Here is a 14,978-nt window from a genome sequence, read left to right on the forward strand (position 1 = left end):
CATGAGCGAGTCCACCACGATCCGCTGGGAACAGGACGAGACCGGCGTCGTCACCCTGATCCTCGACGACCCCAACCAGTCCGCCAACACGATGAACCAGGCCTTCAAGGACTCCATCGCGGCGATCGCCGACCGCGCCGAGGCCGAGAAGGACTCCATCCGGGGCATCATCTTCACCTCCGCCAAGAAGACCTTCTTCGCGGGCGGCGACCTCAAGGACATGATCCGGCTCCGCCCGGAGCACGCGCAGATCGCCTTCGACACCGGCACCGAGATCAAGCGCTCCCTGCGCCGGATCGAGACCCTCGGCAAGCCCGTCGTCGCCGCCATCAACGGCGCGGCCCTGGGCGGCGGTTACGAGATCTGCCTCGCCTCCCACCACCGCGTCGCCCTCGACGCGCCCGGCTCCAAGATCGGCCTGCCCGAGGTCACCCTCGGCCTGCTCCCCGCCGGTGGCGGTGTCACCCGTACCGTGCGCCTGATGGGCATCGCCGACGCGCTGCTCAAGGTGCTGCTGCAGGGGACCCAGTACACCCCGCAGCGCGCCCTGGACAACGGCCTCGTGCACGAACTGGCCGCCACGCCAGAGGAGATGCTGGCCAAGGCCCGCGCCTTCATCGACGCCAACCCCGAGTCGAAGCAGCCCTGGGACGTCCCCGGCTACCGCATCCCGGGCGGCACGCCGTCGAACCCCAAGTTCGCCGCCAACCTCCCGGCCTTCCCGGCCAACCTGAAGAAGCAGCTGAACGGGGCCCCGTACCCGGCCCCGCGCAACATCCTGGCCTGCGCCGTCGAGGGCTCCCAGGTGGACTTCGAGACCGCGCTGACCATCGAGGCCCGCTACTTCACCGAGCTGGTCACCGGGCAGACCGCCAAGAACATGATCCAGGCGTTCTTCTTCGACCTCCAGGCCGTCAACGCCGGCCGCAGCCGCCCGCAGGGCATCGCACCCCGCAAGGTCCGCAAGGTCGCCGTCCTCGGCGCCGGCATGATGGGCGCGGGCATCGCGTACTCCTGCGCCCGCGCCGGCATCGAGGTGGTGCTGAAGGACGTCACCGCCGAGGCCGCCGCCAAGGGCAAGGCGTACTCCGAGAAGCTGCTCGACAAGGCGCTCTCCCGGGGCCGGACCACCGAGGCCAAGCGCGCCGAACTGCTCGCCCGGATCACCCCGACCGCCGACGCGGCCGACCTCGCGGGCTGCGACGCCGTCATCGAGGCCGTCTTCGAGGACACCACCCTCAAGCACAAGGTGTTCCAGGAGATCCAGGACGTCATCGAGCCGGACGCGCTGCTCTGCTCGAACACCTCCACGCTGCCCATCACGGGCCTGGCGCAAGGGGTTTCGCGGCCGGTCGACTTCATCGGACTGCACTTCTTCTCACCCGTGGACAAGATGCCGCTGGTGGAGATCATCAAGGGGGAGCAGACCGGCGAGGAGGCCATCGCCCGCGCCTTCGACCTGGTCCGCCAGATCAACAAGACCCCGATCGTGGTCAACGACTCGCGCGGCTTCTTCACCTCGCGCGTCATCGGCCAGTTCATCAACGAGGGCGTGGCGATGGTCGGCGAGGGCATCGAGCCCGCCTCGATCGAGCAGGCCGCGGCGCAGGCCGGCTACCCGGCGAAGGTGCTCTCCCTGATGGACGAGCTGACCCTGACCCTGCCCCGCAAGATCCGCAACGAGACCCGCAAGGCCTTCGAGGCCGAGGGCAGGACCTGGGCCGAGCACCCGGCCGACGCGGTCATCGACCGCATGGTCGACGAGTTCGAGCGCCCGGGGCGCAGCGGCGGGGCCGGCTTCTACGCGTACGACGAGAGCGGCAAGCGCGCCGGCATCTGGCCGGGCCTGCGCGAGCACTTCACCAAGCCGGGGTACGAGATCCCGTTCGAGGACATGAAGGAGCGGATGCTCTTCTCCGAGGCCCTGGACACCGTCCGCTGCCTCGACGAGGGCGTCCTCACCTCGATCGCCGACGCCAACATCGGCTCCATCATGGGCATCGGCTTCCCGGCCTGGACGGGCGGCGTGATCCAGTACGTCAACGGCTACGAGGGCGGCCTGCCCGGCTTCGTGGCCCGTGCCCGCGAGCTGGCGGCGCAGTACGGCGAGCGTTTCACCCCGCCCGCCTCGCTGATCGCGAAGGCCGAGCGCGGCGAGACCTACGCGGACTGAGCACGCCCGCCCCGCCCCGGGCCCGCGTGCGAGCGGGCCCGGGGCGCCCCTTTCAGTCGTCGAAGTCGGCCAGGTGGGCGAACACCCCGTGCTGCCGGGCGCCGTCCGGGGCGGACCAGCCGGCCAGCAGCCGTCCCCGTACGGCGTCCCCGGCGGGGGCGGTCCCGGGACGCAGCACCCGGCACACGGTCAGGGCCGACAGCGGGCGTTCCCGCCCGGCCGGGCCCACCGTGACGAGGGTCGCTTCGGCCGTCTCGGTGACGGCCCCGGGGCCCGTCAGCCCCGCCGGTACCCCGGCCGCCGCGGTGCGGACCTCGACCGTCGGGTCGGGGGCGTCGCTCGTGTTCTGGTCCTGGGCCGTCGTACGGCCCGCCAGCAGCCGCTCGACCAGGACCGGGTCGTGGGTCCCGTCGTAGATCCAGCGACGGCCCAGCACACCGTGCTCGGACGTGCCGATCAGGCCGGCCTCCGCCCCCTTCAGCGGTGCTCCGCGGTAGGTGAGCGGGACCAGGTAGGTCACCGGAGCGCCCCCGCGGGTGTCGGTGACCACCATGACCTCGATGCCCACCTCACCCTCGGGGTCGTCGAGCCGGAAACCACCGGCCTTGGCGAGCTGGGGGCCACCCGAGCCACCCCCGTACCAGGGGCGGGACGGAAGCCAGTCGGCGAGGAGTTCCAGCTTGCCGGGCGACATGGTGGTGTGGTGGATGACTGCCATGATCCAGGAAACTACCCCGTCCGCCCGAGGGTCAGCGCGTCGTTTCCCCGTCCGGCTCGGGCTCCGAGACGAACGCCGCCCGCAGCTCCTCCCGCAGCGACCGCTGGAAGGCCGTCACCAGCGCCTGGACCACCATCGGCTGCATGTGCGCCGACAGCGCCTTCATCGACTCCACCCGCTCCGGATCGCTCTCGCCCTCCGTGAACGGCCCCCACACCTCGTCCCGGAACAGCGCCGTCAGCTCATGTGCCGCCGACCGGGTGTGTTCCATCAGCACCCTGCGCGCCGCCAGGATCGTCTCGTGCGCGATCGGCACGTCCAGCAGCGCGACCCCCAGCCGCAGCAGCCCCACGTCCACCCGGAACCCGTCCCCCGAGGCGGCGAGCACGTTCATCGCCGTCAGCCGCCGGACGTCGGTGTCCGACAGGCTCCGCCCCGCCCGCTTCTCCAGCTCCTCCCGCGACACCTCCTGGGCCGCGTCCGGAGCCCAACTCGCCACCATCGCCCGGTGGATCGCCAGGTCGTGCACGCTCAGGTCGTCGGGCAGCGCGTCCAGGTAGCGCTCGATGGCGGACAGGGTCATGCCCTGGTGCTGCAGCTCCTCGATCAGGGCCAGCCGGGACAGGTGTTCCGGCCCGTAGTGCCCCACCCGACGAGGGCCGATCACGGGAGGGGGCAAAAGCCCGCGGGTGCTGTAGAAACGAACGGTGCGCACGGTGACGCCCGCCCTGGCCGCCAGCTCGTCGACGGTGAGCATCGGCTCGGGTGCCTGGTCGGCCATCGTCTGCGCCTCGCTCTCTGCTCCACAGCTTGGGTTCAACAGTATTGCTGTCGCACCAACGATGTGAAACGGCCAGGAGCTGCCCATGACCACGAACCTGCGACTGCCCGGACGGCCCGACGAGATCACCGTGCCGGCGCTGCTCGCCCGCAACGCCGCCGAGCACGGGGACCTCCCCGCCCTCTCGTGGCGGACCGGCCCCGACGCCGCCGAGTGGACGACCCTCACCTGGAGCGAGGTGCGCCGCAAGGTCGCCGTCCTCGCCGCCGGGTACGCCGCCCTCGGCGTCGGGCGCGGCGAGCACGTGCTGATGATGATGGGCAACCGCCCCGAGCACTGGCTCAGCGACCTCGCCCTCGTCCATCTCGGCGCCGTGCCCGTCACCGTGTACGGAACCTCCGCGCCCGAGCAGATCGCCCACATCGCCCGCCACAGCCGGGCCCGCGTCGCCGTCGTCGAGGGCGCCCGCGAACTCGCGCGGTGGGAGCCGCTGCTGGCCGACGGCGATGTGCCCCTGGAGCGTCTCGTCGTGGCCGAGGCCGCCGAGGCCGGAGGGCACTCCACGTACGGCTCCCTCTACTCCGGCGGCGCCCGGCTGCACCGCGCCGACGCCTTCGAGAAGGCCTGGCAGGAGACCCGACCCGAGGACCCGCTGACCGTCGTCTACACCTCCGGCACCACCGGTGACCCGAAGGGCGTGCGGCTGACCCACCGCAACCTCATGCTCCAGTCGATCCGCCTCGACCGGCACACGGAACTGCCCGAGCACGCCGAGCACATCTGCTACCTGCCCTTCGCCCACATCGCCGAGCGGGTCCTCGGCATCTACCTGCCCCTGCTGCGGGCCGCGCACGTACGGCTGTGCGCCGACCCCGCCGCCGTGTCCGGGGCGGTCCGCGAGCTGCATCCGGTGCAGTTCTTCGGCGTGCCCCGGGTGTGGGAGAAGCTCGCCGCCTCGGTGCGCACGGTCCTCGCGCAGCTTCCCGAGGCGCAGCGCGCGGCCATCGAGGCCGCGAACGACCTGGCCCGCGCCCGGGCCGGTCACCGCGAGCGCGGCGAGGAGATACCGGCCGCGCTCGAAGCCTCGTACGCCGGGGCCAGGGAGCAGGTGCTGGGCCCGCTGCTGCGGCTGGCGGGCCTGGACCGGCTGGTGTGGACGGCCAGCGCCACCGCTCCGATGCCGATCGACGTGGTCCGCTTCTGGGCCGGCTGGGGCATCACCATCATGGACGCCTGGGGGCTCACCGAGACCTCGGGCGTGTGCACGGTCAACAGTCCGGACGGCTTCCGGCTCGGCTCGGTGGGCCGCCCGATCGAGGGGCTGGAGCTGAGACTGGCCGAGGACGGGGAGATCCTCACCCGGGGGGAGACCGTCTTCGGCGGCTACCTGCGGCCCGACGGCTCGGTGGAGAGCGCCTCCGACGCCGGGGGCTGGTTCCCGACGGGGGACATCGGCCGCGTCGACGAGGACGGCTTCCTCTGGCTGACCGACCGCAAGAAGGAACTGATCATCACCTCGAACGGCAAGAACGTCTCGCCGGCCCTGGTGGAGAACACGGTCAAGGAGCACCCGCTGATCGGCCAGGCCCTGGTGCACGGCGACGGCCGCTCCTACCTCGTCGCCCTGCTGGTCCTGGACCCGGAGCTGGCCCCGGTCTGGGCCGCCGGCCGGGGCATCGAGGCCACCTCGCCGGCTGAGCTCGCCGGGCACCCCGCCGTGCGGGAGGAGATCGCCCGCGCGGTGGAGGCGGCCAACGCCCGGCTCAACCGGACCGAGCAGATCAAGAGGTACCGGCTGCTGACGGAGGAGTGGGGCCCCGAGACCGGGGAGCTCACGCCTTCGCTGAAGCTGCGCCGCCGGGTGGTCCGCGACAAGTACGGCGCACTGATCGACGGCCTGTACGAGGAGCCGTACGAGCCCGCGTGAGCCGAAGGGCCCCGGTGCGGTGAGCGCGGACCCGTTCACCGCACCGGGGCCGCGGCGACCGTGCTCAGGCGTAGGCAGGGGCGGGGTCTCTTTCTTGCCGGCGCTGCACGGCGGCGGGGCGGTGTGGACGCGATGCCTCCTCGTTCGTCGGTCGGATCAGCAGGTGCTGACGACGAACTCGCCGAACACGATCGCGACGTAGCGGGCCTGATGCCCGAGCCGGCTCACTGGCCGGCTGGCTGAACGTTGGCGGCGGCGGTGGTGAACTCGCGGCCGTCCGACTTCCTGATGTACGCGATGTCGGTGACGCCCTCTGCGATGACGGCCATCAACTCGCCCTCGACGCCGGACGCGATGTCCCGAACTCGCTTACGGAGCAGTCCGTGGGGCTGGTACTCGTACACCTCAGCCATCGGATGATTCCTCGTCCGCAGCGCTGTTGAAGCGCTCCCAACCGACCTGTGCACGGTCGAGGAGGTCGGATCCGGGCTGGTGCACTGCGGCGAAGCCGATGCCCGGACCGTCCGGGGTGTCGAGGCTCCATACGCCGCGCGGGGTGGGGCTCGTCACGGGGTGCTCCCTACCGTCGTCAGTGGGTGGTGTGCCAAGACTGGACCCGTTGAAGTCTCTTGGCGAGGACTTCTACGGGACTTCTGGAGTCGCGGAAAGGGACTTCTGTACGCTCGAGTTGGTGAATCGTGGCAACCTGGGCGACTTCCTGAGACAGTGTCGCCATCCGATACACACAAGGAGGCTGCTATGCCACGCACCGCCGGCAACGCACGTCTACGGGCAGCCCGCGCGGCCGCCGGATACCGCTCGCAACAAGATCTCGTCAACGCCCTCGCCCGCAACGGCGTGCAGGTCAGCCTCAAGCAGGTCCAGCGCTGGGAATCCGAAACCCCGCCCTGGCCCTACCCCGACGCCCGCCGCGTGCTCCAACAACTCCTGAACCGGACCATGGAACAGCTCGGCTTCGAGTCGCCCACCGGGGGAGTCGAACCAGGGCCGCCCGCCACGCAACTGGCGCCACCCGCCCGCACTGCGGTCCGCACCCCGAACCTCATGCAACCCGCCACCGCGGCATCGGACTACCTCGCGGTCACCCGCGCCCACCGACAGCTCTACTGGAGCGTCGCCCCGGCCGTACTGCACCCAGCCGTCACCGCCCACGCAGGACTCGGAGAGGCACTGCTCCCGGCCACGGCAGGACAGACCCGCCAGACCCTCGCGGCAGCCCTCGCGGAAAGCCACCTGCTCGGCGGCCGGATCGAGTTCTTCGACCAGCGCGCCCCCGAACGCGCGCGAGACACCTGGGTCCAGGCCCTGCAAGCCGCAGGCGAGGCCGACGACCCGCTCCTCGGCAGCGCGATCCTGGCCCACATGGCCTTCGTACCCGGATGGGCCGGAGAGCAGCCGGCCGCCGCCGAGCGAATGATCGCTGCCCGTACCTACGCCCGGCGGGCTCCGGCGTCTGCCGAGTTCCTGGCGTGGCTGGACGCGGTCGAGGCTGAGTGCGAGACCCGCTGCGGTAACGACCGGACCGCGCTGAACTTGATCGCGCACGGCGAGGAGGTCCTTGCGGCAGGCGGCACGCAGCCCAACCCCGAGTGGATGGACTGGTTCTCGCCGATTCGGCTGGCCGCGTTCAAGGGGACCACCGAGTTGTCGGCCGGGCGCCTGCCGCAGGCCCGGGAAACCCTGCTCCATGTCCTCGCGGAGCTGCCCTCTGACGCGGACAAGCAGCGCACCGTGGTCCTGGGCGACCTCGGCGCGGTCGAGGCTGCGGCGGGCCGGCCGGAGGCCGCCGCAGCGTACGCGCTGCGAGCACTGGAGCTGCTGGAGGCGCACTGGTACGCGACCGGACTGGAACGGGTACGCGAGGTGCGGCGCGCGCTCGTGCCGTGGCAGCACGAGCAGTACGTCCGCGACCTCGACGACCAGATGTACGGGTGGGGAGCGGTGGTCAGCGCTCTCGCGAATTGAAGTCGGAAATCCGGGTGGGCAGCTCCGCGAGGGACTCGACCCGGAACGTCGGCAGCTCGCGGGCCTCGGGCGTGTCCCACTGGATGGTTGCCCACGGGCCCCGACGGATGAGCGCGGTGTGCATCCCTGCGGCAGCTCCGGGACGGAGATCGTTGTCGACGCGGTCGCCGACGTACAGGATCTCGGACGGCTCGACCGGGACGACCGAGGCGACCCGCTCGAAGAAGGCCGGGTCCGGCTTCGACGCGCCCCAGTCGTCCGACGTGCCGATGAGGTCGACGTCCTTAGTGAACAGGTCCCGCAGGATCCCGCCGGCACGCACGGTCTGGTTCCCGGCGATGGCGAGCCACAGGCCGGCCTCGCGGAGTGCGGCGAGGGCGGGCCGGACGTCCGGGTAGAGGTCGCTCTCGTCGAAGTGCTCCGGCCGGCCCGCCGCAGCCCGGGCCTCGCGCTCGGAGGTCAGGTCGAAGCCCGGCTTGAACGGCTGGAACACCTCGCGGTAGTCGCGGCCTTGGGCGATGACGGCGCCGAACATCGCAGCGAAGGTGTGGCGGGGGACACCGAGCCAGTCGGCCCACGTGCCGTACTCGCGGGTCTCGTCAACGAGGCACTCGCCGACGTCGAAAACTACAGCGCGGATCGTCATGCGGGCAGCCTAGTCACCGCTCCGGGACGCACGGAAGCGCCCCATCCCGACCCCGAAGTGGCCGAAGGGGGCGACGACGAGAGGTCGGAAGTGACTCCCTTTGCGGTGAGCGGGATCCGCACTCACCGCAAAGGGGCCGGATCGTGGCGACCGGGCCTAGCGTCCGATCAGCGGGTAGTGGTCGGAGAGGTTGGTGTAGGTGTAGGAGGTGCCCCAGCTGGAGACCGTCCAGGGCGCCGACTGCTCCTTGACCACGTTGTTCTCCCAGCCCGCCGGGCGGGCGTTGCCCTTGCGGTAGAGGACGTAGTCCAGGTCCTCGCGCGGGTCGCTCGGGTAGCGGTAGTTCGCTATCGAGTTGAGCGCGGTGTCGAAGGAGTACGGGTGACCCGTGCGGCTGTCGGAGTCGGCCAGGTCGGCATGGGCGAGCAGGCCGGCGTACTCCGGGGTGCGCGAGTCGACATTGAGGTCGCCCGCCAGGATGACCTGCTCGTTCGCCGGAATGTTCTTCCCGTCCAGGAAGGCGTCGACGGAACGGAACTGACGGGCGCGCATCTCCGCCGCCTCGCCCGCGCTACAGCCCGGGTCGGTGGACTGCGCGTGCGTGCCGACCACGTGCACCCTGGCCCCGTTCACGTTCAGCACGACGTAGGCGAAGCCCTTGTTGGACCACCAGTCGGCGCCGCAGGCGTCCTTGTAGACCACCTGCTCCTTGCGGACGATCGGCCACTTGCTGAGGATCGTGACGCCGCCGTCCTCCGGGGTGGTGGAGGAGTACGCGCCGCCCGTGGCGTCCCAGCCGCTCTTGCTGCGGCCGACGACCGGGGTCTGGTACGGGTACTGCGCGGCGGAGTTCGCCTTCAGGGCGTCCGAGGAGCCGTTGTCGAAGGCCTCCTGGAGCACGACCACGTCGTGGCCCTTGTAGAAGGAGGCCTTGGGGATCTCCGCCGCCCGGTGGTCCTGGCCCCAGTTCGGGTACAGGCTCTTGCTCATCAGGAACACGTTGTACGAGAGGACGCTGAGCCGCGGAGCCGCGGCGCTCTCCGCCGCCGTGGCGGACGGGGCGGTGGTGACGGCCAGTGCGCCTGCGGCGACCGCGGCGACGGCCGTGGCGGCGGCGCGGCGCGAGCGGGGCGAGGAAAGCAGCATGAAGGTCTCCATCATTCCTGCGGGGGAAGATCGACGCCGTCATACAAGCAGCACCAGTTACCTCTGGGTAACACCCGTGCAGAGACTTTCTGTCCGTAAGGCGGCCGTCCGGTGCTCGCATACTTGTCCCATGACGAAGACGGACCCCCCGCACCCCGCCGGACCTGCGGCCGCGCGCCGCACCGACCCCGAGCCGCCGCCGCCCGGCGGGGTGCTGTGGACCATCGCCGGGGACGTCCGGGCCCTGCTGATGCTGCCCGCCGCCTTCACCATGCAGGTGGCCCACCCCGCGATCGCGGCCGGTGTCGACGAGCACTCCGTCTTCCGCACCGACCCCTGGGGCCGCGGGGAGCGCTCACTGCGCTCGGTCCAGCTGTGGGTGTACGGCGGTGAGGAGGCCGCCGAGGAGGGGCGCCGGGTGCGCCGCCTGCACAAGGAGATCCAGGGCACCGACACCCGTGGGCGCCGCTACCACTCCCTCGACCCGGCCTGCTACGCCTGGGTGCACGCCACCGGTTTTCCCGTCTACCTGTACGCCGGGCGCTACCTGCTGCGCCGCTTCACCCCCGCCCAGGAGCGGCAGCTCTACCGGGAGTGGCTCCAGGTGGGCCGGATCCTGGGCCTGCGCGACCGGGACATGCCGCAGAGCATCGAGGAGTACTGGACGTACTGGGGCCGGATGCTGGCCGAGGAGATCGAGCCCACCGCGGTCGCCCGCGAGCTGATCTCCACCGAGGTGCGGCTGCCCCGGCCGGAGGCCGGCTCGCCCGCCGTGCGCCTGCTGCTGCGGCTCACCTGGCCGGTGCTGCGGGCGGCGTTCCTGCGCCTGCGGGCCTTCGTCACCGTCGGCTACATGCCGCCCGAGGCCCGCGCCGCGATCGGGCTGGAGTGGAGCCCGGCCCAGGAGCGCAGGCTCCGGCGGTTCAGCACGGCCGTGCGGATCCTCGTACCGCTGCTGCCGGAGCGGCTGCGGTACCTGCCCATCGCGCGGGCGGCGCGGGCCCGTTGGCGCGCCGCCGCCCGCTGACGGGACGTGGCTCAGTGCTCGTCGTGCGTGTGGATCGTGTTCGTCTCCGCGATCCGCCGGCCCGGATGAGCAGGGTTCCCGCCGTCCGTCACCGCCACCTGCCACAATTGGCAGCCTTCCAGTGCAAACGAAGGCAGGCGGGACCCGATCGTGACGACGTCCATCGAAGGCAGGATCGCCGAGGAGCTCGGCGTACGGGAGCGGCAGGTCAAGGCCGCCGTCGAGCTGCTCGACGGCGGCTCCACCGTGCCGTTCATCGCGCGCTACCGCAAGGAAGCGACCGAGATGCTCGACGACGCCCAGCTGCGCACCCTCGAGGAGCGGCTGCGGTATCTGCGCGAGCTGGAGGACCGCCGCGCGGCGGTCCTGGACTCCGTGCGGGAGCAGGGCAAGCTCACCGACGAACTGGCGGCGCGGATCGCCGCGGCCGACACCAAGGCCCGGCTGGAGGACATCTACCTGCCCTTCAAGCCCAAGCGCCGCACCAAGGCGCAGATCGCCCGCGAGGCCGGTCTGGAGCCGCTCGCCGAGGGCCTGCTGGCCGATCCGTCGGTCGAACCGGCCGCCGCCGCGGCCGCGTTCGTCGACGCCGGCAAGGGCGTGGCCGACGCCGCCGCGGCCCTGGAGGGCGCCCGGGCCATCCTCACCGAGCGGTTCGGCGAGGACGCCGACCTGATCGGCGAACTGCGCGAGCGCATGTGGGGCCGCGGCCGGGTGGCGGCGAAGGTCCGCGAGGGCAAGGAGGAGGCCGGCGCCAAGTTCGCCGACTACTTCGACTTCGCCGAGCCGTTCACCGCCCTGCCCTCGCACCGCGTCCTCGCCATGCTGCGAGGCGAGAAGGAGGACGTCCTCGACCTCACCCTGGAGCCGGAGCACCCCGAAGACACGGCGACCCCCGGCCCGTCCACGTACGAGGGCATGATCGCCCGCCGCTTCGGCATCGGAGACCGCGGCCGCCCCGGCGACAAGTGGCTGGCCGACACGGTCCGCTGGGCCTGGCGTACGAAGATCCAGGTGCACCTCGGCATCGACCTGCGGATGCGGCTGCGCCAGGCGGCCGAGGACGAGGCCGTACGGGTCTTCGCGTCGAACCTGCGCGACCTGCTGCTCGCGGCGCCCGCCGGCACCCGGGCGACGCTCGGCCTGGACCCGGGGTTCCGTACCGGTGTGAAGGTCGCCGTCGTGGACGCGACCGGCAAGGTCGTGGCCACGGACGTGATCTACCCGCACGTGCCCGCCAACAAGTGGGACGAGTCCCTCGCCAAGCTGGCCCGCCTGGCCGAGGTGCACGCGGTCGAGCTGGTCGCGATCGGCAACGGCACGGCCTCCCGCGAGACCGACAAGCTCGCCGGGGACCTCATCACGCGCCACCCCGAGCTGAAACTCACCAAGGTGATGGTCTCGGAGGCGGGCGCCTCCGTGTACTCGGCCTCCGCCTTCGCCTCGCAGGAACTGCCGGACATGGACGTGTCGCTGCGCGGCGCCGTCTCCATCGCCCGCCGCCTGCAGGACCCGCTCGCCGAGCTGGTCAAGATCGACCCGAAGTCGATCGGCGTCGGCCAGTACCAGCACGACCTGTCCGAGGTGAAGCTCTCGCGCTCGCTCGACGCGGTCGTCGAGGACTGTGTGAACGGCGTCGGCGTGGACGTCAACACCGCCTCCGCGCCGTTGCTTTCGCGCGTGTCGGGCATCAGCGGCGGTCTCGCCGAGAACATCGTGGCCCACCGCGACGTCAACGGCCCCTTCCGCAGCCGCAAGGGCCTCAAGGACGTGGCCCGGCTCGGCCCGAAGGCCTACGAGCAGTGCGCGGGCTTCCTGCGGATCCGCGGCGGCGACGACCCGCTGGACTTCTCCAGCGTGCACCCCGAGGCCTATCCGGTGGTCCGCGGCATGGCCAAGACGGCGGGCAGCGAGGTGGCGGCCCTCATCGGCAACAGCGACGTGCTGCGCTCCCTGCGCCCCGAGCAGTTCGTCACCGAGGCCTTCGGTCTGCCGACCGTCACGGACATCCTGCGCGAGCTGGAGAAGCCGGGCCGCGACCCGCGCCCCGCCTTCAAGACGGCCACCTTCAAGGAGGGCGTGGAGAAGATCGGTGACCTGGCCCCGGGGATGATCCTCGAGGGAGTGGTCACCAACGTGGCCGCCTTCGGCGCCTTCATCGACATCGGCGTCCACCAGGACGGGCTGGCGCACGTCTCGGCGCTGTCGAAGAACTTCGTCAAGGACCCCCGGGACGTGGTCAAGCCGGGTGACATCGTCCGGGTGAAGGTCATGGACGTGGACATCCCGCGCAAGCGGATCTCGCTCACCCTGCGGCTGGAGGACGAGGCCGGGGCCGAGCGCGGCGCGGGCGCCCCCAGGCAGCGCGAGGACCGGCGGGGCGGCGGCGCCGGTGGCCGTCCGCCGCAGCAGCGCGGTGGGGCCGGCGCCCGCGAGGGCGGCCGCAACCAAGGTCAGGGCCAGGGCCAGGGCGGCCGCAACCAGGGCGGCCAGGGCCAGGGCGAGCGCGGCCAGGGCGGCCAGGGACGGCGTCAGGGCGGCGGCAGCGCCCCCGCCCCCGCCAACAGCGCGATGGCCGACGCCCTGCGCCGTGCGGGCCTCACCGCCGCCCCCGAGGAGCGACGCAAGCGGTAGCGGCCGTCAAGGGCGTGTTGCAGCCACCCGGCGTGTGAGGTCCTCGTACCGGATGGCCGAATAGGTTCCCCACCAGGGGACTTGCCTTGCCAACCCCCGTACAAGATCTGTAGGCATGGTGGAACGCCCGTTCGTCACTCGGCGGACGGGCTTCCGCGTTTTCCCCTCAGGACCGCATTCCCCGAGGCCGCCTCGAAGGCACAGGACGTCATGCCCATGCCCACACACGCCTACCACCGTTGCCCCGGAAAGGGTCCGAAGAGGGATCACATGCCCCACCGGCAACTCAGCATCCGCAAAAGGTGCGAGCAGATTCTCAGCCATCTGGATCTGACCCACCCGTTCTCCCTCGATGCCCTCTGTCAACGGATAGCCGAGCGGCGCGGCCGCCCCATCCGGCTCCATCCGCTCCCCAAGGAGGCGGCGGAGTCCGGAGTCTGCGGATTGTGGGTGGGCACGGCCAGCGTCGACTACGTCTTCTACGAGGCGCAGACCACCCCGCTGCACCGGGAGCACATCGTCCTCCACGAGCTCGGCCACATCCTCTTCGGCCACCACTCCCTGGAGGGGGAGGAGAGCGACGGACACGCCCCCGTCGTCCTCGGGCGCACCAACTACACCACCCGCCAGGAACAGGAGGCGGAGATGCTCGCCAGCATGATCCGCATCCGCACGGCGAACGCCGGTCCGCGGTCCGCGGGCAGCGAACGCGGCACCCTGGCCCGGCTGGAGTCCGCCATGGGATACGAGCGGGGCAACGATGGCAGCTGACCTGACGGACTTCGGCAACTGGCTCGCCCTCCCCAGCGTGGTGTGCCTGTGGATCGCGGTCCTGCTCCGCGCCCCCGGCGCCCTGCGCTCCCCCCAGCAGCGCGGCCTGTGGCTGGCCGTCGCCACCGCCGCCGCCGCGATGACCCTGAACCTCCCGGACGTCGTCTCGTACGCGATGGAGCGCGGCCCGGGCTACGCCCACACCATCGGCCTCGTCCGCAACCTCATCGGGGTGCTGTCGGCTGGTGCCGTCCTCTACTTCGTGGCCGCCACCACCCGCGGCCGCCGCCTCCAACTCGCCTCCTGCATCGCCACCGTGGCCTGGCTCGGCGTGCTCGTCGCCCTGGACGGGGCCGCGCCCGGCCACGGCACGCACACCATGCCGCCGGTCGGCGACCCGGTGCCCTCCCTCGCCTACTGGCTGGTGCTGATCTGCGCACACGTGGTCGCCAACACCGTCTGCGTGGCGCTGTGCTGGCGCTACAGCCGCCGCACCGAGAGCCGGGGCCTGGCCGCCGGGCTGCGGCTGTTCGGCCTCGGCACCGCTCTCGCCGGACTGTTCTGGCTGGCGTACCTCCTCAAGGCCCTGTTCGGCAGCACCTGGGCGATGCCCGCCCTCCCGCTCATGATGAACCTGCACGGCCTGCTGCGCGCCGCCGCGATCCTCGTGCCCACCCTGTTCACCCTCCGCCGCACCTGCGCCGACATCGCCACCGCCTGGCGGCTGTGGCCGCTGTGGCGCGACCTGGTCGAGGCGGTCCCGCACGTGGCCCTCAACAAACCACGGGCCGGCCGGACGGTGGAGCTGCTGTGGCCGCCGGTCCCGCGCAACCTGCTCGTGTACCGCAAGGTCATCGAGACGCGCGACGCGATCCTGATCCTGGGCGAGTACGTCGCCCCGGGCGCCCTCGAGGAGGCCCGCGGCCGGGTCGCCGGGCACGGGGTCCCCGAGCAGCGGGCCACCGCCGCCGCACTGGCCCGCGTACTGAAGGACGCGCGGCAGGCGAAGCTCGACGGAGCGCCCGGACGGCCGGGCGAGGCGGCCGCGCTGGAACTGCCCGCCGCGATCCACACCTCGCAGGAGGGCGGGGACCTGGCGGACGAGGCCCGGTTCCTCGTCGACGTCGCCCAGGCGTACGCCTCGCCCGTCACCACAAGGAAGTGAACCC

Annotated in this window: 14 protein-coding genes; 7 read left to right on the forward strand and 7 right to left on the reverse strand. The window is 71.8% G+C overall.

Annotated elements, in window-relative coordinates; all coding sequences use genetic code 11:
* Position 1 precedes the first annotated feature (1 nt).
* Positions 2–2,173 carry a 3-hydroxyacyl-CoA dehydrogenase NAD-binding domain-containing protein gene (locus ACGFZK_RS06025; protein WP_393847615.1) on the forward strand — a complete coding sequence of 724 codons (2,172 nt, stop codon included), beginning with the start codon at positions 2–4 and terminating at the stop codon, positions 2,171–2,173.
* 52 nt (positions 2,174–2,225) lie between these two features.
* Here the strand turns inward: ACGFZK_RS06025 and ACGFZK_RS06030 are convergent, their stop codons facing one another.
* Both ACGFZK_RS06030 and ACGFZK_RS06035 read right to left on the reverse strand, forming a co-directional pair.
* Positions 2,226–2,891: a 1,4-alpha-glucan branching protein gene (locus tag ACGFZK_RS06030; RefSeq protein ID WP_393847616.1), complete on the reverse strand. Its 666-nt coding sequence runs from the start codon at positions 2,889–2,891 to the stop codon at positions 2,226–2,228.
* A gap of 31 nt (positions 2,892–2,922) precedes the next feature.
* Complete coding sequence (locus ACGFZK_RS06035; RefSeq protein WP_393847617.1) at positions 2,923–3,672, reverse strand: MerR family transcriptional regulator; 750 nt, start codon at positions 3,670–3,672, stop codon at positions 2,923–2,925.
* Between the two features lie 85 nt (positions 3,673–3,757).
* On the opposite strand from ACGFZK_RS06035, the gene ACGFZK_RS06040 reads away from it, so the two are divergent.
* The gene (locus ACGFZK_RS06040) at positions 3,758–5,599 is read left to right on the forward strand and encodes an AMP-dependent synthetase/ligase (RefSeq protein WP_393847618.1); all 1,842 of its coding nucleotides are present in this window, start codon (positions 3,758–3,760) and stop codon (positions 5,597–5,599) included.
* A gap of 224 nt (positions 5,600–5,823) precedes the next feature.
* Here the strand turns inward: ACGFZK_RS06040 and ACGFZK_RS06045 are convergent, their stop codons facing one another.
* Together ACGFZK_RS06045 and ACGFZK_RS06050 are read right to left on the reverse strand one after the other, a co-directional pair.
* Positions 5,824–6,012 carry a hypothetical protein gene (locus ACGFZK_RS06045; RefSeq protein ID WP_393847619.1) on the reverse strand — a complete coding sequence of 63 codons (189 nt, stop codon included), beginning with the start codon at positions 6,010–6,012 and terminating at the stop codon, positions 5,824–5,826.
* Entirely contained in the window at positions 6,005–6,169 is a 165-nt protein-coding gene (locus ACGFZK_RS06050; protein WP_393847620.1) for a hypothetical protein, read from the reverse strand. The genes ACGFZK_RS06045 and ACGFZK_RS06050 overlap by 8 nt, the downstream gene beginning before the upstream one ends.
* A gap of 189 nt (positions 6,170–6,358) precedes the next feature.
* Between ACGFZK_RS06050 and ACGFZK_RS06055 the strand changes: the two genes are divergently transcribed.
* Positions 6,359–7,585: a transcriptional regulator gene (locus ACGFZK_RS06055; RefSeq protein WP_393847621.1), complete on the forward strand. Its 1,227-nt coding sequence runs from the start codon at positions 6,359–6,361 to the stop codon at positions 7,583–7,585.
* Here ACGFZK_RS06055 and ACGFZK_RS06060 read toward each other — a convergent pair.
* Positions 7,566–8,231, reverse strand: coding sequence for an HAD family hydrolase (locus tag ACGFZK_RS06060; protein WP_393847622.1), 666 nt, complete (start codon positions 8,229–8,231; stop codon positions 7,566–7,568). The two genes, ACGFZK_RS06055 and ACGFZK_RS06060, sit on opposite strands and share 20 nt — an antisense overlap.
* A 156-nt stretch (positions 8,232–8,387) precedes the next feature.
* Complete coding sequence (gene sph / locus ACGFZK_RS06065; protein WP_393847623.1) at positions 8,388–9,377, reverse strand: sphingomyelin phosphodiesterase; 990 nt, start codon at positions 9,375–9,377, stop codon at positions 8,388–8,390.
* A gap of 130 nt (positions 9,378–9,507) precedes the next feature.
* Here sph and ACGFZK_RS06070 point away from each other — a divergent pair, with 130 nt between their 5' ends.
* Entirely contained in the window at positions 9,508–10,404 is an 897-nt protein-coding gene (locus tag ACGFZK_RS06070) for an oxygenase MpaB family protein (RefSeq protein WP_393847624.1), read from the forward strand.
* Positions 10,405–10,415: 11 nt separating this feature from the next.
* On the opposite strand, the gene ACGFZK_RS06075 is transcribed toward ACGFZK_RS06070, so the two are convergent.
* Entirely contained in the window at positions 10,416–10,568 is a 153-nt protein-coding gene (locus ACGFZK_RS06075; RefSeq protein ID WP_393847625.1) for a hypothetical protein, read from the reverse strand.
* Between ACGFZK_RS06075 and ACGFZK_RS06080 the strand changes: the two genes are divergently transcribed.
* From ACGFZK_RS06080 to ACGFZK_RS06090, 3 genes are all read left to right on the forward strand, one after another.
* A complete protein-coding gene (locus ACGFZK_RS06080) occupies positions 10,555–13,038 on the forward strand; it encodes a Tex family protein (RefSeq protein WP_393847626.1) in 2,484 nt (827 codons plus the stop codon). The two genes, ACGFZK_RS06075 and ACGFZK_RS06080, sit on opposite strands and share 14 nt — an antisense overlap.
* A gap of 450 nt (positions 13,039–13,488) precedes the next feature.
* Positions 13,489–13,809, forward strand: a complete 321-nt coding sequence (locus ACGFZK_RS06085) for a hypothetical protein (protein ID WP_393847627.1) — start codon at positions 13,489–13,491, stop codon at positions 13,807–13,809.
* Entirely contained in the window at positions 13,799–14,974 is a 1,176-nt protein-coding gene (locus tag ACGFZK_RS06090; RefSeq protein ID WP_393847628.1) for an MAB_1171c family putative transporter, read from the forward strand. The genes ACGFZK_RS06085 and ACGFZK_RS06090 overlap by 11 nt, the downstream gene beginning before the upstream one ends.
* Positions 14,975–14,978 lie beyond the last annotated feature (4 nt).

It is taken from the genome of Streptomyces sp. NPDC048257 (assembly GCF_043201855.1).
GTDB lineage: Bacteria > Actinomycetota > Actinomycetes > Streptomycetales > Streptomycetaceae > Streptomyces.